The organism is Gammaproteobacteria bacterium, from assembly GCA_013816845.1.
Lineage (GTDB): Bacteria > Pseudomonadota > Gammaproteobacteria > DSM-16500 > DSM-16500 > Aquicella.
The window spans coordinates 435,818-460,063 of sequence record JACDDU010000002.1; the positions used below are offsets into that span (position 1 = coordinate 435,818).

The following is a 24,246-nucleotide window of genomic DNA, read 5'->3' on the forward strand; positions in this document are numbered from 1 at the left end:
CGGATTGTTTAATTGAATGATCTACTAAAACTGCACTAAGCTTACCTAACTTACTTTAGGCGGAATGGTTTTATGAATTCATACCAAAAATTGAAAAATACATTTAAAAGAATTTCACATCTGCAATATTTACATCACATCGCGACATGGGATGAAGCCGTGATGATGCCTCCGGGTGCAGGCCATGAACGAAGCAAAGCGATTGCTACACTCACACGTCAAACGCAACAACTTCTTGTAAGCCCAAAAATGAAGCGTTGGATTCAGGAAGCAACAATAATTGAGCCTGTATCAGAATGGGATAAAGTTAATTTTGCTTATATGGAAAAGTTAATTAAGCGTGCGGATTGCATTCCTTTGCCTCTGGTGGAGAAAGCAACGTTTGCTTCGCTTCAATGTGAACAAATGTGGCGTACTTGTCGTTCGGAGAATAATTGGCAAGCATTTCTCCCTTGCTTTGAAAAATCATTTGCTCTCGTTAAGGAAATTGCTGAAAGACGTAGTGCCGTCTTTAATCTTTCTCCTTACGATGCATTACTTGATGATTATGCCCCGGGATTTAATGAAAAAACCTTGGATCCTATTTTTACAGACTTAAAGACCCAACTGACACCCTTATTGGCTACAATTCTTGAAAAACAAACTAAAGAAAAGATGATTAAGCCGCAAGGCGAATTTTCCACCGATCATCAATACGCATTAGGTTTGAAAGTGATGAGCGCATTAGGTTTTGATTTCCAGCATGGCCGTCTTGATGTGAGTCATCATCCTTTTTGTTCAGGGGGACCGCGGGATGTAAGAATAACGACACGTTATGCCAAAACAGAATTTGTGACTTCTCTCATGGCGGTTTGTCATGAAACAGGCCATGGCTTGTTTGAGCAGGGACTTCCCAGCAAGTGGTTATCGCAACCAGTCGGTCACATTCACAGCATGGCTGTGCATGAAAGCCAATCGTTACTTTATGAAATGGAAGTGTGTCATTCGCAAGCGTTTAGTGACTACCTTATTCATTTAATTCACTCCTCTTTTCCTGCTTGCTGTGACATGACGGCCCGGGATTTACATACCTTAATAACCCGTGTCTCACCAAGCTTCATTCGCGTTAATGCCGATGAAGTTAGCTATCCCCTGCATATTATTTTGCGTTATGAATTAGAAAAGGCCTTATTTAAAGGAGAAATACAAATTAAGGATTTGCCTTTTTACTGGGATAAGTACATGCAAGATTATCTTAACCTCTCGACCCTAGGGAAGGATCAAGATGGTGTGATGCAAGATGTTCATTGGCCTTCTGGTGCTTTTGGTTATTTTCCTGCTTATACGATCGGTCGACTTATCGCTGCGCAATTATTTGCGACTTTCCAAAAATCAGCCCCCACTTTCTTTGCTGATGTTAAACAGGGCAATTTTACCCAATTGCAACACTGGTTGAAAAAAAATGTCTATGATCATGCATCTCTCCTACCCACACAAACATGGTTGCAGAAAGTGACAGGGGAACCCTTATCAACCAATTTTTTTATTGAAGGATTGAAAAAAAGATATAACTAAGTAGGGTGATTGTGAAGCGAAAGTTCTCGCTTCACAATTAAATTATTTATGCAAAAGTAGAAGGTGAGAAATGGGGTTTGAGGGAAATATCTTGACCGCCATACACAATATTAATATCATTTTTGTCTTCTTTAGGGGTGATGGATTGGTAAGTTTTCCATGACGAACCTAATGAGTTTAATTTACTATGAGTGTCCAAATTGGCAGCGAAAGCGGCGTTGGCGAAACAGATTAGAAGTGCCGATAAAATTAAAATGAATTTTCTCATTCTCCCTCCCAGGTGGATGTTTATTTTTCAAAATTACGCCATTATACAAAAACTTTCCCAAACTACCAACCCTTAGCTTAACTTTGATCAAAAATTGCTCAATCGCTTTCTACCTTTTGGGTTAAATATGTCGAAATCCTTGATTGATTTAAATATTTCTCGGATAATCCATAACTCCCTCCAAAAAATAACTCTTATAAAGGAGCGTGAAATGCCCATCAGTATTTATGAACAACAAGACTTCGATCTAATTAATCTAATCAATAAAATTAAGGCAATTTATCTCCAACCGGGCGGAAGAGATCTTTCTGGCTTAAAAAGTATAATAAATTCTTATCCTAAAAATGAATTACTACCCGACCAAATTCTTTCTATCTTGGAGAATTTAAACCAGCAGCAAAAAACTTTACCAAAGGGCGAGCTCTCCACAGCTATTCAGATGTTGCTTGCTGAACAATTAAGTAAAATTAACGAAGCTCTTTTTTCGACTGATGATGGAAGTGCTGAGGACTGTATTCAAAAAGCGTTAACCAATCTTAAAAATGAACTTAAGTTCAGTGAAGACTATTCCTCTCCTGAACATCAGTATTTTTGTAAAAAATGGCGAGTTTTCAAGGAGCGAGACGACTATCCCTTATGGGACGAGTTAGTAAACTCTTTCAAAGAAAATTTTGATAATGATTGCTTTGGTGCAGTTTGTTGTCATTTACTCATTGCTGTGGGTGGCAATCCAGGATCAAATATCATTAATACTAGCGCGCTAGATTACAACCAAGAAACATTTGATCCCATTAAAACAAGTCCTTATAAGGTTGATCTTAAGAATTTTGAAATACAAAAAGAAATTTTTACGGGCAATAATTTTTTTAAATTGGTGCGAGGTTATTTAAGAGAATATGCAAACGGAACTAAAAACCCTGATTTGATAAATACAAAAATAGCGAATATCGAAAAATGGTTTAACGAAGTGGGTATGCCATTTCCTAAAGATAGCATGCATGATTTCAAAGCTTTAAAACGAGAAATCCTAAGAGAATTTTTTCTTTTAGAAGAAAACGCAAGTTACCTGGATTTATTCAGGCATAACGATCGCCGCAATAAACCGGAAGTTCCTACACTCGCAAAGCATGAGATTGAAAATCATCCTTTCAACCGCGGTGAAAAGGAAGTCAAATTTCATCCAGGACTTAAAGGAAATTGGTTGTCTCATTTTTTCACGCACGGCAATCCTACCATCTCGAGCCATAAGGAAAGTGACCCTCCAACCTTGAAGCGAAAAAATTATCTATAAGGAAAAGACGGATGTTGCGGAGAATATAATGTTGTACGCTTCGATACAGCTCTCGGTCCCGGGTTACACGCTTGGCGTTCCATCCGGGCTTCGCTCGAAATCCACCTGCCATGCTGGCCTTTTTGAAGGAAGTAAGCCTGGGTGTAGCAGCGCAACCCAGGACTACCACACTAATTTTCGGCCGGGTTACACGCTTTGCGTTCCACCCAGACTGCAGTCGAAATCCAAGGTGCCATGCTTGCCTAATTGAAGCTTTACAGGTTGTCCTAAAATAAGTGGATAATTAACTTTACCATGACCAACATGTTTGAGTTGCAGCACTGGAATGGGGCAAGTTTCGGCAAATCTTTTAAGCGTAGCGTCGACGAGTGATGTACCATCAACTTCTTTTCCACCAATAAAATCACCTAACAAAATGGCAGCAGTTTGATTAAGGATGTTGGCTTGTTTCAAATGTTCAAGGGCTCGATCGATTCGATATGCGCGTTCATTAACATCTTCAATGAAGAGAATTTTATTTTTTGCATCGATTTGCCAAGATGTGCCAATGCTTGCTTGAATGAGATGTAAATTACCGCCGATGATTGGCGCTGCAATGACAGCGTTTTTTTTTGCTGCGTGATTAAGTGGGGCTAAGTTTTCATAAACCAAATGTGTTTTTCCAAAAAGCACATCATGCAGCATTTGACTAGAATCCTCCGTTACCGCACCCAGTGCCACTTGTCGTGCTGAAGGAGTATGTATCGTTGACCAACCCCATTTAACTTGCAAGAAAATATGTAATGCGGTGATATCACTAAAACCTAGAAAAATTTTTTGAGTTTTGGGCGGTATCATGCGACCTAACTCAGGTAAGAGTTTTCCAGATCCATAGCCGCCTAACAAACACCATACGGCTCGCGATTGAGGACTTTGGAGGGCTTTTTGCAATTGCTCAAGACGGTGTTCCTGTTTATTTGCAAAGAGAAAGTCATCCCCTAATAAATTTTCTGGAATGTAGCTTTGGAGTTGCCACGAAGTTAATAAGGCTTCGACTTTCTTTAGCACGCCAGGATGACACCCGGAAGCGGGGGCAATGATATCGACCCGGTCCCCCGGTTTTAAGATTTGCTTTAACATACACTGCTTTCTGCCGATTCCACTTCGACTAAAGCAGGTGATTCTATTTTATCAAGCATATCGAACTCGGCGCGATCGATATGAATGAAGCGTTGCGTAATTTTACGCGAAGAAATATGAATTTGTTCGACATCTGTATGCGTTTGCGCAATACGCTTTGCAAGGTTATCCATGCGCATTTGAAACCGTTGAAAATCATCTGATAGTAGTCGTAAATGTTTTTGGATTTCATGAACTTGTTTGCGGGTCGCAGCATCTTTTAAAACAGCCCGCGCTGTGGTTAAGATTGCCATCATGGTGGTGGGGGAAACTAACCAAACTTTCGCTTTCTGTGCATACTCAACAAGGTCAACATGATGCGCGTGAATTTCTGCAAAAATGGCTTCAGCAGGAATAAACATGACTGCGCCATCAGAAGTTTCGCCCGGAATAATATATTTTTCAGCAATATCTTGAATGTGTTTACGAATATCAACTTTAAACTGTTTGACGGCTTGTTGTTTTTCTAATTCTGATAAATTGCCATCCATTGCCAATCTAAAATTTTCAAGCGGAAACTTGGCATCAACCGCTATATTACCCGTGGGCTCAGGCAAAAATAACATGCAATCTGGTCGCTTATGATTACTCAGTAAATGTTGAAAGCTATAATGTTGAGGTGGAATCATATTGTTAATTAAAGCGGACAATTGGACTTCCCCAAAGGCACCGCGTGAACGTTTATCATTTAAAATATCATGCAAGCTAATTACGCTATTAGATAACTCTGATATTTGTTTCTGGGCTGCATCAATTAAGGCAAGTCGCTTAATAACATCACCAAATGTTTCATTAGTTTTTTCAAAACCATCAGCTAAACGCTTTTCGACTTGTTGATTAATTTCCTTTAATTTTCCTTCCGTGGTTTGTGTCAATTGGGTGATTTGTTTTCCTAATTCCAACGCATACTCTTGGAGGGAGGTTTTTACTTGTTCTCGATTATCTTGCGTACCTTTAAGCAAGGTATCTTGCAAAATTTTGAGTGCCTCTAATTGACGTTCCTCGAAACGTGAGCGGTGCAAAGTGAAAGCTTGTTGCGATTGCTCTTTAAATTCAGAAAAAGCTTTATTATCTTCTAATTGGGATTGTCGCAGTCGGTCAAAGATAGTTTGTTGCATTAGGCTAATATGCATCAATACACTTTCTTTAAGTTCCTGGTTTTTACTTTGATTGGTTTCAAGCAATTCTGCAAGATGCAATTCAATCAAGCCTTGCAAGACTTGATTTTGGTTACGGTTTAAAAACTGCTTAATCAGAAAAATGATAAAAAAGAATAAAATTGCTGCATTAAGGGCAATTAAAATTTGCATCATTAACATAAGAAAATCCCTTTACGAATAAGGTAGCTTAATTACAAACGGTTATGCATTTAAGAGAGAATGACGCTTGGGCGGTTCATTCATTGTTAACTGAAAGTCATGGATTTCCGGCAACACTACAGCGTAGCGAGAAATAGGTTGAATACTTTTAATCATTTTATTGTTAAACATAAATTCTGCAAACTTGCGCCAATCGTTAGAATTGAGCGCGCCTGGATCTTCCGCAAAGTAAGGTAACGTTGAAAACCAAGCTTCTTTATTCACTGCGTTATTAGATTCGGGATGAATTTTAATAAAGTCTTCCCACGTTTGTTGTGGGTGGTTATCAAGATATTCTACGGCTTTTTTAATGGCAGCAAGAAAGCGGGGAAAACGATTATCTTTAATTTGGGCGGTATGCGCTATAAAAATTAAAACACTATAGTTAGGAACACCATGATCTTCAGGAAAAAAAGTTACCAGCGGATGACCTAAAGATTCAAGTTGCGGAACCTCAAAGTTACGCATCATACCAGTCACTGCATCAACTTTTTTGGAGAGTAAAGCTTGCATTAAATTGTAACGAACATTCACTAATTCAACTTCATTCGCTTTAATATGTGCTTTTGCAAGCGTGGAACGTAGCATCAATCCAGTGAGTCCACTGCTACTCATTCCGATTTTTTTATTTTTTAAATCTTCTACCGTTTTGATGCCGCTCTCTTTTAAGGCAACAATGCAATCTAACGGTTTATCAATCAAAGTCCCAATCCGAATAAGCGGTAAACCATGATCCACTTGCTCCATGAATTCAGGTTCATAAGTGATGCCAATGTCGGCTTTTTTTGCGGTTACCCATTTCGGTGGGTCGGTGGGATCAGAAGGACTCAGTAATTCAACTTCCAATCCTTGTTCTTTAAAAAAACCTTGTTGTTGTGCAACGATCAAAGGGGCATGGTCAGGATTAATAAACCAATCCAAGGCAACGGAAAGCTTTTCTGGCTTTGTAGTGGCATGGGTGATTGAGACAACAAAGACTAAACAGAGAAGCCAGTGTTTTTTCATTTTGATACCTCGCAACAATAGTTGGCCGAGTATAACTTTTTATGCGTTGGGTTTGAAGGCTGAACTAAGTTGAAGGTTCCCACCAAATTAATTTGCGTAGGATGTAGTCAGTTGTAAAATAAAGTCCCAACGCCAGTAGCATCAAGATGCTGAGCGCAGCAAACATTTGATCTATTTGCAGGCGGGCATTGGCATTGATCATGAGAAAACCCAAGCCTCTGCTTGATCCCACCCATTCTCCGACAATTGCACCGATTGGTGCAATGACAGCTGCAATCCGAAGACCGGAAGCGAGAGAAGGAAGGGCTGCAGGAAACCGGATAAAGCAAAAAATTCGCAAGGGCGTTGCTTGCATATTTTTGGCAAGTTCAAGCCAATAGGGCGGAGTTTGGCGCAAGCCATCATACATTGCACTCATGACAGGGAAGAAAATCATTAACGCAGTGATGGCGACCTTAGAGCTAAGTCCAAACCCAAGCCAGATGACAATGACGGGTGCAATAGCAAAGGTGGGAATTGCTTGACTCATAATAAGAAGCGGTAAAACCCAAGGCGTAAGCGTACGCGAAAAAGTTGCGAGCGCCCCCGCTGCAATGCCTAATATCACCCCACAAAAGAAGCCCAGTATAATTTCAAGCACCGTGGGGCCTGCGTGCATGAGAAGCAAATATTTTTGCTCGGCAATGGATTGAAAAACGCGATAGGGTGTCGGTAAAAAATAAGCAGGGATCTCCCACCACATCACTATGCCTTGCCAGAGAAAAATCAGTATGACGAGCATGGTAACCAGACGGCAGGCGGGCTTCATTACTGCGCTGCCAATTGTTCAAAGAGAGAATTTTGCATGTGTAAATCAACTGGATTAGGCAAGGTCCGTGGTGTTGTGGTGGATAAAGTGACGAGTTGTTTTAGCGTTACGGGATCCCCCTGCAAAATATAAATCAAATGCGCAAGACGCAGTGCTTCAGTAGGGTCGTGAGTAATGAATAACACTGTTTTGTGCTGCATTAACTCGATTGCGAGTCCATGAAGTTGATAGCGTGTAATTGCATCCACAGCAGAAAAGGGTTCATCTAAGAGCATGATCGGTTTTTCTTCCAACAGAACCCGAACTAAAGCAGCTCGTTGTCTCATCCCGCCCGATAGCTGATGGGGATACAAATCACGCGCATGACTTAATTTTACTTTATCTAAAAGAAGTTCCGCTTTTTCGTGTAATAAGCGAGCCTCATCGCCTCGTTGACGCTGAAGCTTAGACCGAAGTGTTATGTTTTGAATGACGGTGAGCCAGGGGAGCAATAAATCGGACTGAGGAAGATAAGCTGTTTGCGTGCTTGCCGCTATGCCGTTATCAGTCTCAATCGACCCTGAAAAATGGGCCTCAGGCGATGGGAGGTTTGCGATCGCCCGGAGTAAAGATGTTTTCCCCACGCCACTCGGTCCAATCAAACCTACCCAGGTTCCAGCAGGGATAGAAAGGTTAAGATTAGAAAAAATAACGCGATTCTGATAAGTCAGTGTTGCATTATGAATATGAATAGCGGGTATTTGCATGGGTGCTTACTATACCCGGATGTCGGATTTAAAGAAATCGGGTTCTTTAGAGGCTACCGCGCTTTCATTGTTGCATAAGTGATATCTAAATACGGAGTGTTCACTCCTAATTTTTCTCCTTTTCGCCGCTGCCCTGCGTTTCACATCCGCAGAAAATCGTTAATCAGTGACTGAAATAGGATGAAAAATAAGAATAAAAACCCAAGGCGATAACAAAGTTCAAGGACTTTAATGGGGAGCGGTTTGCCCATGATGGCTTCGATAGTTTGAAACAATAAATGACCACCATCTAAACCAGGAATGGGCAGTAAATTAATGACGCCAATTGAAATGCTAAGAAAAGCGAGAAAGGCGAGGAATGAAATAAAACCATAATTGAGCGCATTCCCTGCGCTTTCAAAGATCGTAATGGGACCGCCTAAGCTTTGTAATGAGATTTTCCCCGTGAGCATTTTGCCAAACAAAAGTAGATTGAAATAAGTTAGATCGAGGACTTCTTGATAAGCATAGCCAGCAGCTGCAAGCGGTCCATATTGGATTTTGTGTAATAAATTTTGCGGAATTTCAATAAAAGGTGCGATTCCTAAATACCCACTTTGCTTCCACGTCCAACTACGCTGTGAACCAATGATGACCGGTAACTCTTTGAGCTTGCCACTGCGTTCGATGGTAAATAAAATTTTTTCGTTTGGGTTTTGAGCGATGGTTTTCATCACTTCTCCCCATTCTTGAACGGGTTTTTTATCGATTGCGATTATTTTATCGCCAACGCGTAAATCAGATGTATTGGCCGGAGAATTTGTTTTAATAAGACCTATCACTAAAGGAACGAGAGGTGCATAAGGTTTGATACCTAAACTTTCTAGTGGATCTGGAATCAGCGGATTAATTTTCCAATGAGTAAGATCTAATATTTTGGTTTGTCCAACAGTCGGTAATTGTCGATCACTTACAACGATACTAAGCTTAGTTTCATTACCTAAGTGTTCGAGTAAGCGAAACATGACTCTCGCCCAGGTTTTGGTGGGCTGCTCATTTATTGCGACAAATTGTTGTTGGGCTTGCAAGCCACTTTGCTCAGCAATGGAACCCGGTTTTATTTCTCCAATAATGGGCTTAATCGCAGTAAAGCCAATGATAAAAATAAGCCAGTATAAAACGAAAGCACAGAGAAGATTGGATGCGGGTCCTGCCAATACAATAAAAAACTTTTTGTAATAAGGTTGGCGATTATACGCAGCATGCTGTAACTCAGACGACACAGATGCTTCATTTTCATCCAACATTTTAACGTAACCACCCAACGGAATGAGTGCAATCACATACTCTGTACCACTTTTGTCATACCCATGCCATAGGCGCTTTCCAAAACCAATAGAAAAGCGGAGTACTTTGACACCAAATAAACGGGCAACCATGAAATGAGCTGCTTCATGGGTGCCTATAACAAAAAAAATTGTAAAAAGGATGCTGAATAGGGCAATGAGCAAAGCAAGCATTAAGCACCATATGTTTTATTGGGTTTAATTCCAAGGGAATGCAATTGCGTGGTAATTTTTTCTGCGATCCTGGGCTCCAGGATGGGGCCAATTTGAACGCGGTATAAACGATTAGCAAAGGTAGAATTAATAATTTTAATCGGTGTGCTCAGTCGATTGGATAATTCATTTTTTAATTTAAGGGCATTCTCACGGTTTTTAAATGCGCCAACTTGTAAATACATTTGTTTAAGTTGTTTGGTTTGAGTAAGTGTTTGTTTAGTTTCGAGGGTTTGGTTCGCGGAAATAGGTTGCTTATGCGCAACAGCAATGGTTTGGACTTGTTTTACAGGACGCCACACCCGATTGTAAGTAGGTGCTGATTTTTTAGCATAAAACGAGCTTGCATTAAAGCTAATCGCTTTAATTTTGACATGCGCGGTACCGCGCCCCAGCATGCCAAGTTTTTTAGCTGCGACATAAGATAAATCAATAATGCGATTACCTGAAAAAGGACCTCGATCATTTACTTTCACAATGACTTTACGATTATTTGCTAAATTAGTAACTTCAACATAAGTTGGTAGTGGTAAAAACTTGTGTGCCGCAGTCATTCCTAACATATCGTATGGTTCGCCACTTGAAGTATGGCGTTTATGAAACATGGTTCCGTACCAAGAAGCAGTGCCTACTTCTTCAAAATTATTACAGGATCGCATGACGTAATAACGTTTGCCAAAAACTTGGTAAGAAGGTTTATTGCCTATTCTGGAAAGCGGTTCAGGTTTAGGCGTGGCATTAGGAATTCTCGTTTCATCTACATAAAAATTAGGAGCACCATCTCTTTTTTTTACACGCGTTGCACAATTTGAAAGTGCACAAGAGACAATAATTAACAGCGCGCAATGAAGCCAATATCGCATAGACGTTTTACGAGATAAAATGGGATATCCTACTTCCATGTTCATTCATCCTATTTTTTGTTAACCCGATTGTGCAATTCCGTTATATGTTGACTTAGTTGATGGACAGCCATGGCATAAAGATCACTTGAATTGTAACGTTTAATGACATCAAAATTAGTGTATCCCAACCAAAATTCTTTTTTACGTTTCGTTTCTAATTCAATGACCTTCGCAAGCAATTGATCTTCATTCGGTTTGCTTTTAGATAAAATACCGTACCGTACCCATTGCTTTACAGTCATCGTTTGATCGAGCTGATTATTACGTTTTAAATAGCGATAGCGATCGCCAATGACAGTTGCTTGCGAGGCAACTGGTTTATTATTTTGCCAACCATGTTTTTTATAATAATTAGCAACGCTGCCAATAATATCGACTTCATCATTGATTAAATCTGTTTTACCGCTTTTAGAAAAATTAATTGCATAATAACGATAGCTACTTGGCATAAATTGAGGCTGGCCAATCGCACCAGCATAAGATCCCATCACTTTTGCAGGATTAAGATGTTGTTCGCGCGACAATAATAAAAATTCTTCTAATTCTTTACGGAAGTAGCCGGCACGAGGTGATTGGCTAAAAGCAATATTAGACAGTGAATCAATGACCCTAAAATCACCGTTACGTTGACCGTATCGAGTTTCAACACCAATGGTTGCTACAATAATGCCCGCGGGGACACCAAATAAATCTTCTGCGCGGCGTAACGCAGCTGCGTGCTTATTCCAAAATTCCACGCCATGTTGAATGCGCCAATCACTAACAAATAACATTTGATAAAAATACCATGGATGTTTTTCTAAAGGTTTTTTAATATTGGCGATAACTTGCGGGCGAATTTGTACGGTTTTGAAAAGGTTAGTTAATTCAGCTTTTTTAAACTGATGCTTTTCAACCATCGTATTAATAAAATTTTTAACCTCATTACGCTCTATAAAAGGCGCTTCAGGCGAAGTTGCGAAAGCACCCCATGCGGAGCATAAGAGTAAGAATAAAACCACTAAGCGTTGCATAGGTAGGGTTTCCTTACGTTGTGACTAACTTTCTGTGAGTTTGAATAGACATTAGGATTCCAAAACTCGCTAATATCGTTACCATTGAGGAACCTCCGTAGCTTACCAGGGGAAGAGGTATACCGACCACTGGTAAAATACCTGTAACCATTCCCATGTTCACAAAAAAGGAGACAAAAAAGGAGATGGTAATGCTCCCAGCGAGGAGGCGTGTGAAGGTATCTTGGGCATGAACCGTGATGTAGAAGCCACGTAATAAAATTAAAACATAGAGGCCAATTAGAATCATATTACCGACAAAACCAAACTCCTCTCCACATACGGCAAAAATAAAATCAGTTGAATGTTCGGGTAAGAAATGCAAATTCGATTGGGTGCCGTTTAACCACCCTTTCCCAAATAATCCCCCTGAACCAATTGCGATTTTGGATTGGATGATATGGTAACCCTCACCTAAAGGATCGCGCCCTGGACTTAAAAATGTTAAAACCCGCGAACGCTGGTAATCGTGCAAAAAATACCATCCGAAAGGGACTAAGATGGCAAGTGAGCCTAGCGTTGTAAACAGGAATTGCATACTTAATCCTGCTAAAAATAAGACGCTACCGCCAGCTACCGCAAGTAAGATTGCAGTTCCTAAATCAGGTTGTTTTGCAGTGAGAATAGCAGGGACAAATATGATAGGAATGGCAAGCAATACTGATTTGAATGTAATAGGTAAGTGCGTGCGATGGTAAAACCAGGCTAGAAAAAGAGGAATGGCAAGCTTCATGAGTTCGGAAGGCTGTAAGTGGAGGACACCAAAATTAAGCCACCGTTTGCCGCCTTTGCCAACATGCCCCATGCCTAAGACAACAATTAATAAGATTAACCCTAAAACATAGAGCATGGGTGCAAAGCGGCTCATGGTAGCTGGCGGAATTTGTGCAATTACAATCATCACAAAAAAAGCAAAACCTAGACGCATAGCTTGTAATTCTAAAGCATGGGGTTTTTGACTGGATGCGCTAAATAAAATAATTAATCCAGTAACACAAAGACCCATTAATAAGGTCAAAAGAAAAATATCAATGTGAAAGTAATGCCAAATACTGCGATAGCGTGTGTCATGCTGAGGTTTTTTAAATTTATTTTTGAGATTACCTATAAGCATACGTTTACTCTTTGTTTTATTTATCCGTACATAGTGGCCAAAACTTAGGACAGGGTTAGCCTAAAGGTGCTTAATTGCTGCGATTTTATTTTCGGCAATACTTTGGCACTTAGTATTAAGGCCCATGGTTATTGTGACACTGCTACTTAGTGAATGACTAGCTTTTGTGCTTTCTCGTGAGCAAGCTGAATAAAAATCAAAAATGATGCGCGCAGTTTCAATCGCTGTATTACTATTTTCAGTAATAATAGCGAGAGCAAGCACGGGGTTTTCGACGGGAGAAAAGGCAATAAATAAGTGATTGTCGCGTAATTTTTCTGGAAGGTTTTCTTGCTGATCGCGTTCTTCCGCAATGCGTCTTTTGGTTACTTGCCCCGTGCCCGTTTTAGCAGCAATGGTGTAAGGAGAACGTCCAAAGCGAAATGCACTCCCTTCGCGATGGGTAATGACATTCGTCATGGCGCTAATGACGTAATCCCAGTTAGATTCATCGTTTAATCCAATTCGTTTCTCAGCTAGTCGCTTACGCACCCTGTAGCTTTGACCAGATAATTGCTCGCCAAGGAGCAAGTAGGGCGGACGACGGTCGCCTCGATTGGCAAGCGTGGCAGTTGCATAGGCGAGCTGGAGAGGGGTTGCCTGCATGTAACCATGGCCAATGCCAGACAAAATTGTGTCTCCTTCATACCACGCATGTCCCTTGGCTTTAATCTTCCATGCAGGCGAAGCTAACACGCCTGGGATTTCACCCTCTAAATCAATTCCAGTGAGTGATCCAAACCCAAATCGCTCAAGAATATTATCCATGGACTGAATACCCATTTTGGCAGCTAATTCATAAAAATAAACGTTACAAGAAACTGCTAATGCTCGGCCAAGACTAATTTTTCCATGACCTTGCCGTAACCAGTCATGGAAAACATGCGAATGGTCATGTAATTGAAATACACCTTGATCATTGACTGTGGAGTTAGCGTTGATAATGCCCGTATCTAAGCCTTGCAAGGCGAGATACGGTTTAATCGTCGAAGCAATAGGATACAGACCGCGCAAAGTTCGGTCATATAAAGGTCGTTCAGGCGAATCTTTTAACTCTTGATAATCCTTCTGGCTAATTCCTACGACAAATAAATTGGGATCAAATCCAGGTTTGCTAACCATAGCAAGAACCTGCCCGGTTTGAGGTTGGAGTGCCACGATCGCGCCGCGACCGGGAAGCGCTTTTTCCGCGACAAATTGTAAGTGACTGTCTAAGGTGAGGTAGAGATTGGTTCCGGGTGCACCTTTTATTTCTTTTAAGACCCGAATAGGCTTACCACTTGCATCATTTTCTACTTCTTCATAGCCCACATGGCCATGAAGGGCTGCTTCATAAAATTTTTCTATACCCAATTTTCCAATATAGTGGCTAGCACTATAATTTGTTGCATCGATTTCATTGAGTTCCTGGGTATTAATACGACCCACATAACCCACCACATGGCTAAAATTGTTACCAAAAGGATAATGCCTGAGTAATCGCGCTTTAATCATGACCCCGGGGAACCGGTGTTGATTTTCAACAAAACGCGCCACTTCATCATCAGTTAGGCGTAATTTTAAGGGGATTTCGTCAAAACGACGGTGTTGTTTTAATTGGCGTTTGAATTGATTGAGATCATTGTCCGTGAGCTTAATGATCTTCGCCAAGGCGTCCAGTGTTTTAGGGAAATGTTTAATTTGGTATGGAAACACATCTAAACTGAAAACAGGAATATTTTCCGCAAGGAGTACCCCATAACGATCGTAAATTAAGCCTCGCGTTGGTTCAACAGGAACAAGTTCTAAACGATTTTTTGTGGAGAGCGTACTGTAGACAACATGTTTATAAACTTGTAAGTAATAAAGTCGTATGGTGAGAATAACCAGGAAAATGAAAATAGTAAATAAAGCCAGCATCGTGCGTTTTGCAGTCAACTGGATTTCTTGTTGATGATTTTTAATGGGAATTCTTTTACGCATGCTGCGGCCCTGCTTTTGAGTATCTTACCGTTACTCACTTAAGAATTAAATTGATATCCAATATCAAATACTAAAAGCGCAGTTAAACCGGAATTATGGCTGGATAAATGCGCATTCGAGTAATGTACCGCATGAAGCCCGATGTTGATTCGTTTTTGAGGGCCAATTAAAGCGCCGACTCCAAGCCGATCCTGAAAAGCAAAATGGATCCCTAAATTACGATTTTTGAGTCGGGTGTGGTTAAGATAAGCAAGTCCGATACTCGCTTCTAAAAAAGTAGTAATGTGAGTGGTGTCCAGAAAAGCATAGCGTAGTACAGGCGCTGCAGAATAGATTTGAATGTCTGCGTAATGAGCTATGTTGTCTACATAAAAGTGGGAGAACCCGCCATCGAAATAAAGTGACAACTTATCCCATGCTAGTGATCCTGGATCATAGTAAACCATAAGTTGATAGCCTTGAATTTGGGCAGGCTCTTTACCTAGAAGAATGGCAGAAAGTCTACCGCCATAGTGGGGAAAACCAAAAGTATGCGGGGGAAAAATCAACATGATTAAAATGACGAAGTAGGCGCACTGTTTCAATCTCATAAGGTATCATCCTTAATACCGAGGCTTAAAGATCATAGCATGCAGCACCACGAATGCATTTGATAATTTATCGAGTGAAGGCGTCAAATTTTATTTTTCAAGTACTCAAGCAAGAGGGCGCAAGGCTTCAATTTTGTGTGCCTTGCAACTTTCGCGATGTGAAATTTTTCTATTATTTATATTCTGAATATCTATTGTTTGGTCGGATTCAAATGGTTTGAAGAAGGAGGATTGAATGGGGTGATGTTGAAATTCCTATCTGGAAATAGGGTCAACATGAATTTTCCAATACGAAATAACTTAGCGGTCGGTTCCCCCTTAGATGGCTCATCAGCCTGAGACGACATAATATTTGGTTGTGAGGTGGTAGCCACCGAATGAATATTAACATTCGTAGATAAATGATTTTGATTAGCGTTAGTAAATGCAGGAGCGTCGGGTAGAAGATTAAGTTGACAGCTAGGGTCATTACAAATCGAAGGTTCACTAGGGTTAGTGTAAGGAGATGGCATATTATTGTTATTATTATTGTTTACAGGATAAGAATTTGAGCTTTTATAGAGTGCTTTGCCTGAAGAATAATGATCAGCTTGATTGACGAAAGTATCAAACGAATTTTGCTTAGCATCTAATCGGGATAATGCCGGCTGCTGAGGGTGCGGGTTGGATTGCTGAGAACAACTCGTATTCATTTGGCTTATGACTTCTGTTTTTTGATCTGCAAAGCTGATTTTAATGGGGCCAAACTTTTTCTCTAAGGTTTGCAGCATTTGAATGATTAGTTCAAGGTTTAAGCCCATATTTTTTTGGATATGAAGATAAAAATATTGATCATCACTGCTATACTGGCAAGCATATAAGGCAGTTGGTATCAGATGACCAGCATCACGTTTAAGTAAATTTTGAAATCTTAATGAATTCTCTTGGGGATTTGACCCATAAAAAGGATTGGTCAATACTTTAATAACAAATTCATAATTTTTATCTTCAGAATAAATTTCAAAGTGAAAATGATTTACAGCTGTATTTTGAATGATTGACGCTACATTATCACTGAGTGGGGTCGTGTTTACGGTTCCATATTTTCCATAGGTAATTATAGGGGGCTGTCTTTTATCTATAGATAGTAATATAGCTACGAAATCCTTAAGCGGAAGGCCTGAAGGAGGCAGAATACACATCATTCCCTGGTCAAAATAAATAGTGCAATGCTCTGCGCGGTCGATTCCTAAGAGAGCTAATCTTCGTTTAAGTATTTTCTTCCCAGCACTGAGAGAATGACGTTGATAAGGGGAGACCATGAGTCTAGCAACAGCGCTATATTCGCCTTTTTCAAAAGTCGTAATATCAAAATGAAAGTTATATTTCAAAAGACTTGGCTGATAAGCGCCAAACGAAAACGTTCGATTTTGCATTATTTATACCTATTTTAAAACTTGCCTCATTGTAACTGCAATTTGTTAAGGCTAAATTAAAGGTCAATTACATTTCTTCTCAAAGCGATTATTGTTATGGATCATGATCCTATAGAAACCTTAAGCAATTCTTAAGCTTTTAGAATATGAAATAAATTTTATAATAATAAAGATGAGCGAGTATTGGAGTTCAAGAAAAATTATCTTTATTTCATTAAATTTAAGATAAAACGCTCGAAGTTAAAGCCGGTTAAATTTTTAATTCTTCAACAACAAGCTTTGCAAGCGCTTTAATGTGAGCGGGAAGCGCGTTAAGTGCAGGAATATAACGTAAAGACCTTCCGCCATTTTCTAGAAAGAATTCTTCACTACGTATAGCAATTTCTTCTAACGTCTCTAAGCAATCGACTGAAAATCCTGGGCAAATGACATCAACTTGGCTGATATTTTGTTGTGAGAGTTTGATTAAAACATCAGGGAGAGCAGGTTGAAGCCATTTTTCATAACCAAATCGAGACTGGTAACAGAGGGTCCACTTTTCTTCTGGCCATTGTAAAGCGTGAATAAAATGTTTAGCAGTTATTTCACATTGCTGTTGGTAAGGATCACCTGCTTCTACGTATCGTTTCGGAATACCATGAAAAGAAACGAGTAAATGTTCTGGTTGAACTTTCATTTCCCGCCAATATCTTTTGGTACTTTCAGCAAGGGCATTAATATAGGCGGGAAATGCCGCGTAGTTGGTAATGGAATGAGATTTAGTTTCAATCGCTAATGCACCAAGTTGGCGTTTTACTTTGTCGATCGATGAGCCAGTGGTTGCTTGGGTAAATTGGGGATAGAGGGGCAGAATTATAAGATGATCAAGTTGACAGGCAGCTAATTTTTTCAAAGCATTTTCAATACTAGGAACTCCATAATTCATGCCAACTTCAACAAAGACATTCGCCTGTAAATCATGTGAAAGGTTGAGCGCGAGTTGCTCTGCAATTTCTTGCATGTTTATGCGCATGGGCGAACCATCTGCAGTCCATATTTTTTGATAGAGTTTAGCGCTTTGTTGGGGGCGTGTTGTTAAAACAAATCCGTAAAGAATAGGAAGCCATAGCCAACGAGGAAGCTGAATAACTTTGCTATCAGATAAAAATTCTCGCAAATAAGCGCGTACTGCTTTCGTCGTGGGTGCGCTAGGTGTACCGGTATTGGTAAGTAATACACCAATGTTTTTTTTAATAGTATGCATATTTATTTTATTTTTTTAGTATAACCAAGTGCCTTCAAACGCTCTTCCATACTTGGATGCGTCGCAAATAAATCGCTAATGGAAGTGAGCGGTTTAATGCCTGCATCAGCTGGATCAAATAGATAAGCTTGACGGCGAATGTTTTCATTCCGAGTATTGCGATAAGCTGCTTGATATTCTTCCTGGTGACTTAGGTGATCGTTTTGAATTTTGAGTAATGCTTTAGCCAACGGTTCATTGGTTCGCATAAGTTGAACTGCGCCTGCGTCTGCCATGAGTTCTCTTTTACGACTTAAATAGAGTAAGAGAATCATGCTAATGACGGGTAGGAGATAGCGCAATATAATAATCACAGAAAGCAAAGAATTGCGCGATCGACCATTACTTCTGTTGCCACTATATATCGCATTATAAAATAATAAATCTAAAACCATTAACATAATATTGGCAAGCAGAGATGCCATCAATGTAAGTTTGATGTCGAGGTGACGAATATGACTTAATTCGTGGGCCATTACCGCTTGTAGTTCGTCACGGTTTAATTTATCAAGTAAACCTTGTGTAATGGCGACCATTGCAGATTTTTCACTATAACCACTTGCAAAAGCATTCATATACGCTGCATTGATTACAAAAACTTTTGGCATGTATCGTAAGCCTGCGGCAATTTTCATTTCTTCTACCGTATTATACAGTTGTTTTTCTTGTGTCGAGCGAGCAGTTTCCGGCGTAATTTCCTGATATTCGGTTCCTAGTAACATTAATTTATCGTACAAAGTAAAAGTGACCAGTAAAGAAATACCGGCGATGCCACCGAGAATTAAAGTCGCAATAGGAAAAAGTTTAAAAGTAACAAGGGCTATAAGCAGCGTACTCAGTGGCGCATCCGGATAAGTGCTAGCATATAAATAAACATCAATAAGTAAGCCAATACTGATGTAAATAAGCATAAAGAAAATAATAACCATGGTACTACGGAACTGATTTTGGCGCAGTGATTTGCGCCAATCAGCTGTAGTATTGGTAAATTCGTTGAGAGGATTAGACATGATTAGTTATAAACGAACCGTATATGATTCTTGTTCAGTAACTTTTTCTGGACTCAACTGCCAATAGGGGAAATCAAAGTCGAGCTTACTTCGAAAGCTTGAAACAATGTAGTTCGCTGGAAAAGATTTTTTATTGGCATTATAAATTTCAATACTATCATTGTATGATTGCTTAGCATAAGCAAGTTTGTTTTCAGTGCTAACGATTTCTTCTTGCAGTTGAATTGCGTTTTGATTTGCTTTTAACTCAGGATATTGTTCGAAAACAACGTTGATGCGGCTTGCAATACCTGAAATTTGATTTTCTGCATCAATTCTTGCTTTTTCATTACCACTCGCTTTGGCTTGTTGTGCTTGATTACGTAGTGCAACAACATCTTTTAATGTTGTTTGTTCGTAATCCATATATTTCTTTACAACATTAATTAAAGATTCAAATACTTTAAATCGTCGATCCAATTGAATATCAATTTGTTTTTGATTATTGTGAATGGTTTCAATTTGAGCGATTAAGCGATTGTAAGTAAGCGCGACAAAGCCCAAAATGGCAATAATAACTAATAAAATAATTAACCACACGATGGTCTACTCCCACTAAAGAATTATAAATAGTATACGCGAAGACGCGTTTCCGGGGGGCATTTTTTGGTAATGTAAGTTTCAAATTATACCATTCGTTTCAGTCCAAATAAATGCTATGATCGATGTCCCATTTAATTTCCCTAAAGAATTCCGTTATGTCAAATCAAACCCTTAATTTAACCCCTCATTTATATCAATATATTCTTTCTAATACGCGCGAACCCGAGATTTTAAGCGCTTTACGTCATGAAACGGCGCAGATGACTGGATCAGAAATGATCATCTCTCCAGAGCAAGGGCAGCTGATGGGTTTACTTTTAGAATTGCTCAATGCTCGAAAAACGCTAGATATTGGCACTTTTACTGGCTACAGTGCCCTCATCGCCGCATTAGCCCTCCCATCTGATGGTCAAGTCGTAACCTGCGATGTCAGTCCGGAAGCGACAACGGTTGCGCTGCGTTATTTTGAAAAAGCTGGCATGACCGATAAAATTTCCTTAAGACTCGGATCTGCGCTTAGCACGTTAGATCAACTACTTACTGATGATGAAGCTTCCACATTCGATTTTATTTTCATTGATGCTGATAAAAAAAATTACGATGAATACTATGAGCAATCACTTCGTCTTTTAAGACGTGGTGGATTGATTGCTATTGATAATGTTTTGTGGGGCGGTAAAGTTGCTGCATCCGTAGAAAATGATGAAATAACTCAAACGATGCGCACTCTGAATAAAAAAATTCTACGTGATACCCGCGTAACGCATAATCTCGTCCCTATCGGTGATGGTTTAAGTTTAGTGAGAAAGCGTTAGATTTTTGGGAGAGCATTGGATAAATTTGAATTGTTTGTTTACCTTGCTGAGTATTTCCCTGGTTTAAGGTTGTTTTATCTGAATGACTTATTGTGCATTTATGGGCCGGGGAAATAGCTTGCAAGCAACGGGGACAATCCACGAAAGATTAGAGTATTAATTAATACTCGCCCTAATCAAATCCTTGCTACTTGATAATGATCAAACAAATAATCAACCCACAGGGTTGTTAACTTCTCGAGTAAACGGTTTTGGGTTTGACGTTCATCGATGTGATTGATGTCAACAATTTCTAAGGGTTGATCCTGCCAAGAACAGGCAAAAACGGCTTTGGTGCGTTGACCGGTTTCCGGGTCGATTTGCCATTGTAAGCATTGCGCACACACACCCTTTAACATGCATTGCATGTTGCCATAAACAGATCCGTATATTTTTGGATTTTTGATGAAGTAGTCATTGCAAAGCATTTGTTGCGAAGATTGAAACATGCGCAATAAATCAGTATTACCCACAATATGAATACGATCAACATCAGCTAAAGGAATACTATTATTTTCTTGGTGATATTTGATGAGTCCCTCTAAAGGAGTCAGGGCATGATAAACAATGTCTTGAGGACGATTAGCGGTAAAAGGGTTCCCCTTCTGCGTAAGCCAAATAATTAAGTCAGTCACATCTTCTAAATCAGTTTGTGAGTAAATATCATCTTGATCTTGATAGGTCGCAAGATAAATGACACGATTTTGATGCGTCCTTAATTCAGCACCGTAGGCTCGGATAAAAGATAAACTAAAATGATCACCCACGATTAATATCGTTTCTCTCACTGCTGGTACTTTAGCACGCACACCCGTGGGACCCATAAGCGATACAGGTTCACCTGGTTTTAAGGTTGCACAAATTTTCGTAGTCGCATTCGTTTCTTTAACAACAAAAGTAAGGAGCCCCTTTTTTTTGTCGCAATCTGCGGCAATGAGCGCAAGGGGTTCAAGTTGAAGTAAAGTGGCGCCGACCTTGGTTGCATAAGTTTCATAATTTTGCAGGCGATAAAATTCGCCAGCTTTGAAATGCCGAGCAGCAAGCGGTGCTTTAATGATGAGTTCAAGGGTATCTTGTGATTTGCGGGTTACGGTCACGAGTTTCGCTAAAAATAATTCTTTCATGGTTTGAGAAAATTGTTGGTAAATCGCTTCATCAACTTTATCTCTACATCGATCTTGCAAGGTCCGCACAATTTTGGGATAGGTTCGCATGCCTGATGCAATTGCCTTAACAACACTGCCGTGAAAGACGGGGTGAGTGTCGCCAATTAAACTGACTCTTTTATCTTTTTTCTGATAAGAAGTGAAAGCACCAAAAAAAGGATCTTTGCAATGTTGAACACCGGGGGCGCTTGCGAGCGTTCCCTCTTCATCTTCCTCATAATGTTGATATTGCAAATTCATTCTATTGAATGTTCCGCGATGTTCAAACTCATAAGCAATATTAGGTTGTGTACCGGTTGCAACAAGAATTGAGCGCGCAGGTAATTTTATTTCTTCCTCAGTTGCAACCCAGCGTAAGTCTTCATTCCGAATTCGTTTTTGACAAATTAAAGTTGCAGCATGACCAAATTCGTCGAGTTCGACAGCAGAAGGTTCAACGCCTTCGAGATAATAAATTCCTTCTTCTAATGCTTTTTTTAACTCTTCGTGATTATTAATGTAAGCGGGTGACTCTTGCATACTCCTTCGATAAGCAATACTAACACCACCCCAACGCCGGATGAGTTGAATGAAATTCGGTAATTCGTTTGCTCCTTTAGCGCGTTCTCGCTCTGCACGAATCGCTAACCCATGGTTTAAATATTCAGACAAAATTGCTTGGGATGCAGCATCAAGAGTTGCGTGCACATAATCTTGGCCATACGTTTGCACCAGTGTTTCAAATCGCTCTAATGTTTTTTCTACTTGCACAATATAGTAGGCTTGCAGTTCCGTTGCAGTATCAACACCGGTTAATCCACCACCGATGACCACAGCCGGTAATCGCATTTGCAAATTGTTTAAGCTGTCATCTTTCGCAGCATTACCTAATTGTAAGGCCATAAGAAAATCATTAGCTTGGCGCATACCCGGTGCCATGCTACCAGGGATAGGCAATGCTTTGGGTAAGCCTGCTCCTACAGCAACGGCTAAATGATCGAATCCTAAATCCCAGGCATCATCAACTGTGATGGTGCCCCCAAATCGAACGCCGCCAAAAACTTGGAAATAAGGTTTGCGAAGTAAACTTACATAAATAAGTTTTAGAAAGTTTTTATCCCAGCGTACAGTAATGCCATACTCAGCTACCCCACCAAATCCAGACATCAGCCGTTCATCGAGCGCCTCTTTTAAATCATCGAATCGATAAATGGGTTGCGTTAAATATGCCTCAGGTAGGGGCTCGATTTTTAAACCATCAAAGCCAACAACTGCAAACCCTTCCAGCAGCAAATGATGAGCAAGCGTAAAACCAGCAGGACCCATGCCTGCGATCATCACTTTCAAGCCATTAAAGGGTTTCATTACCCACTGATGTTGACGTAAAGGATTCCAGCGGGTGAGTAAATCATAAATTTCAACGCCCCATGGTAAGTCAAGGACATCGGTTAAAACACGGGTTTCAATTTGTGGAATGTTGACCGGTTCTTGTTTCTGATAAATACAGGCTTTCATGCATTCATTACAGATGCGATGCCCTGTAGCAGGACACATCGGGTTATCAACCATCACCATTGCTAAGGAGGCAAGCGCTAAGCCATCTTTTTTTAACGTGTGCATTTCTGAAATTTTTTCTTCGAGCGGGCACCCTATTAAAGTGACATCAAGAGGATTTTTTTTAAAACCTAAACTGGGATCACTTTTCTTATTCGGAAAACCAATCGAGCAAAAATCGCCTTCATGGTCATGACAGTAAATACAGTAATTAACTTCGTCTTGCACTTCGCGAGCATTCATCCGCGGATCTGTTAACGCGAACCCATCACGTAAGCGTAATGCCTCAGGCGCAACGGACCTTCTTTCGGCATCAATTAAATGCGTTGGCACAAGGTTTTGGTAATCAAGTCGAGCGGGTTGTTGGAAAAGACGAAATGTTGTCAGTATGGTTGTCCCCTCGGGTGAAGTCATCACCCTTACACACCATTTAACTAACATTTCAATTTCATCGGCATACACATCAGGATTATTGAGAAATTGCATGCCCAGTAGCGCAATAGATAATTCGCGATCTGCGGCTTTCAAAGCGGCTTTTTGTAAATGTTCATCTAACCAAAGGGTTAAGGTTTCAAAGGTTGGGTAACTCTCAACCTGGTTCAGAGATTTACGCGCCCTTCTTAAGACATAATATTTCTTAAATGCAGAAATTGGATTGTGAGCAATAGTCCTTGCCTGGGCAATTGCCACTTGCTCTTCAATTTGGAAAAGCTGGCCTAGGAAATCTTCTAATAGGGCCGCACTTGCAATTAATAATTCACTGATTTCTATTTTAGTAAAAGCATGATTTTGTCGGTAAGCGAGGAGGTGATTCTTGAGGGGTTGATCGCGTTCACCTAAAAAATCTAAAAATGTTTCATCAAGCCTAGCTAAACCCTCAGAGTAAAATAAGTGTTTATAGTCAAAGCCTTGTAATCTTAATTCGGGTGTGGGGCTCATGGGTAATTTGAGACGGTAGCAAGTAATGTATTAGAAACAATATTATAACGAAGAATAGACCTTTAAAGCGAGCAGGA

Annotated in this window: 20 protein-coding genes; 3 read left to right on the forward strand and 17 right to left on the reverse strand. The window is 40.0% G+C overall.

Annotation, left to right across the window (positions count from 1 at the left end; translation table 11 throughout):
* Positions 1–72 precede the first annotated feature (72 nt).
* The gene (locus tag H0W64_05590) at positions 73–1,554 is read left to right on the forward strand and encodes a carboxypeptidase M32 (protein ID MBA3661176.1); all 1,482 of its coding nucleotides are present in this window, start codon (positions 73–75) and stop codon (positions 1,552–1,554) included.
* A 46-nt stretch (positions 1,555–1,600) separates the two neighbouring features.
* On the opposite strand, the gene H0W64_05595 is transcribed toward H0W64_05590, so the two are convergent.
* Complete coding sequence (locus H0W64_05595; GenBank protein ID MBA3661177.1) at positions 1,601–1,822, reverse strand: hypothetical protein; 222 nt, start codon at positions 1,820–1,822, stop codon at positions 1,601–1,603.
* Positions 1,823–2,033: 211 nt separating this feature from the next.
* Between H0W64_05595 and H0W64_05600 the strand changes: the two genes are divergently transcribed.
* Positions 2,034–3,113 carry a hypothetical protein gene (locus H0W64_05600; GenBank protein ID MBA3661178.1) on the forward strand — a complete coding sequence of 360 codons (1,080 nt, stop codon included), beginning with the start codon at positions 2,034–2,036 and terminating at the stop codon, positions 3,111–3,113.
* Positions 3,114–3,299: 186 nt separating this feature from the next.
* Here H0W64_05600 and H0W64_05605 read toward each other — a convergent pair whose 3' ends face one another.
* From H0W64_05605 to H0W64_05675, 15 genes are all read right to left on the reverse strand, one after another.
* Entirely contained in the window at positions 3,300–4,232 is a 933-nt protein-coding gene (locus tag H0W64_05605; GenBank protein ID MBA3661179.1) for an LD-carboxypeptidase, read from the reverse strand.
* A complete protein-coding gene (locus H0W64_05610; protein ID MBA3661180.1) occupies positions 4,226–5,404 on the reverse strand; it encodes a DNA recombination protein RmuC in 1,179 nt (392 codons plus the stop codon). The genes H0W64_05605 and H0W64_05610 overlap by 7 nt, the downstream gene beginning before the upstream one ends.
* A 228-nt stretch (positions 5,405–5,632) precedes the next feature.
* On the reverse strand, positions 5,633–6,634 hold the full coding sequence (locus H0W64_05615; GenBank protein ID MBA3661181.1) for an ABC transporter substrate-binding protein: 1,002 nt from the start codon (positions 6,632–6,634) through the stop codon (positions 5,633–5,635).
* 64 nt (positions 6,635–6,698) lie between these two features.
* On the reverse strand, positions 6,699–7,442 hold the full coding sequence (locus tag H0W64_05620; GenBank protein ID MBA3661182.1) for an ABC transporter permease: 744 nt from the start codon (positions 7,440–7,442) through the stop codon (positions 6,699–6,701).
* The gene (locus tag H0W64_05625; protein ID MBA3661183.1) at positions 7,442–8,188 is read right to left on the reverse strand and encodes an ABC transporter ATP-binding protein; all 747 of its coding nucleotides are present in this window, start codon (positions 8,186–8,188) and stop codon (positions 7,442–7,444) included. Before H0W64_05625 ends, H0W64_05620 begins: the two co-directional genes overlap by 1 nt.
* 140 nt (positions 8,189–8,328) lie before the next feature.
* Positions 8,329–9,687 (reverse strand): RIP metalloprotease RseP, encoded by a 1,359-nt coding sequence (rseP, locus tag H0W64_05630; GenBank protein ID MBA3661184.1) that lies wholly within the window; start codon positions 9,685–9,687, stop codon positions 8,329–8,331.
* Positions 9,687–10,628, reverse strand: a complete 942-nt coding sequence (locus H0W64_05635; protein ID MBA3661185.1) for a septal ring lytic transglycosylase RlpA family protein — start codon at positions 10,626–10,628, stop codon at positions 9,687–9,689. Before H0W64_05635 ends, rseP begins: the two co-directional genes overlap by 1 nt.
* 11 nt (positions 10,629–10,639) lie before the next feature.
* Complete coding sequence (gene mltB / locus H0W64_05640) at positions 10,640–11,644, reverse strand: lytic murein transglycosylase B (protein ID MBA3661186.1); 1,005 nt, start codon at positions 11,642–11,644, stop codon at positions 10,640–10,642.
* 13 nt (positions 11,645–11,657) lie between these two features.
* Complete coding sequence (gene rodA / locus H0W64_05645; protein ID MBA3661187.1) at positions 11,658–12,797, reverse strand: rod shape-determining protein RodA; 1,140 nt, start codon at positions 12,795–12,797, stop codon at positions 11,658–11,660.
* Positions 12,798–12,857: 60 nt separating this feature from the next.
* Positions 12,858–14,798, reverse strand: coding sequence for a penicillin-binding protein 2 (mrdA, locus tag H0W64_05650; protein ID MBA3661188.1), 1,941 nt, complete (start codon positions 14,796–14,798; stop codon positions 12,858–12,860).
* A gap of 38 nt (positions 14,799–14,836) precedes the next feature.
* Positions 14,837–15,388 (reverse strand): acyloxyacyl hydrolase, encoded by a 552-nt coding sequence (locus H0W64_05655; protein MBA3661189.1) that lies wholly within the window; start codon positions 15,386–15,388, stop codon positions 14,837–14,839.
* Positions 15,389–15,579: 191 nt separating this feature from the next.
* On the reverse strand, positions 15,580–16,803 hold the full coding sequence (locus H0W64_05660) for a hypothetical protein (GenBank protein MBA3661190.1): 1,224 nt from the start codon (positions 16,801–16,803) through the stop codon (positions 15,580–15,582).
* 250 nt (positions 16,804–17,053) lie between these two features.
* Positions 17,054–18,046 carry a ferrochelatase gene (hemH, locus tag H0W64_05665; GenBank protein MBA3661191.1) on the reverse strand — a complete coding sequence of 331 codons (993 nt, stop codon included), beginning with the start codon at positions 18,044–18,046 and terminating at the stop codon, positions 17,054–17,056.
* A gap of 2 nt (positions 18,047–18,048) precedes the next feature.
* Positions 18,049–19,095, reverse strand: a complete 1,047-nt coding sequence (htpX, locus tag H0W64_05670) for a zinc metalloprotease HtpX (GenBank protein MBA3661192.1) — start codon at positions 19,093–19,095, stop codon at positions 18,049–18,051.
* A gap of 6 nt (positions 19,096–19,101) precedes the next feature.
* Positions 19,102–19,677: a LemA family protein gene (locus tag H0W64_05675; GenBank protein MBA3661193.1), complete on the reverse strand. Its 576-nt coding sequence runs from the start codon at positions 19,675–19,677 to the stop codon at positions 19,102–19,104.
* Between the two features lie 155 nt (positions 19,678–19,832).
* On the opposite strand from H0W64_05675, the gene H0W64_05680 reads away from it, so the two are divergent.
* Entirely contained in the window at positions 19,833–20,492 is a 660-nt protein-coding gene (locus H0W64_05680; GenBank protein ID MBA3661194.1) for a class I SAM-dependent methyltransferase, read from the forward strand.
* 176 nt (positions 20,493–20,668) lie between these two features.
* Here the strand turns inward: H0W64_05680 and H0W64_05685 are convergent, their stop codons facing one another.
* Positions 20,669–24,169: an FAD-dependent oxidoreductase gene (locus tag H0W64_05685; protein ID MBA3661195.1), complete on the reverse strand. Its 3,501-nt coding sequence runs from the start codon at positions 24,167–24,169 to the stop codon at positions 20,669–20,671.
* Positions 24,170–24,246: the final 77 nt, after the last annotated feature.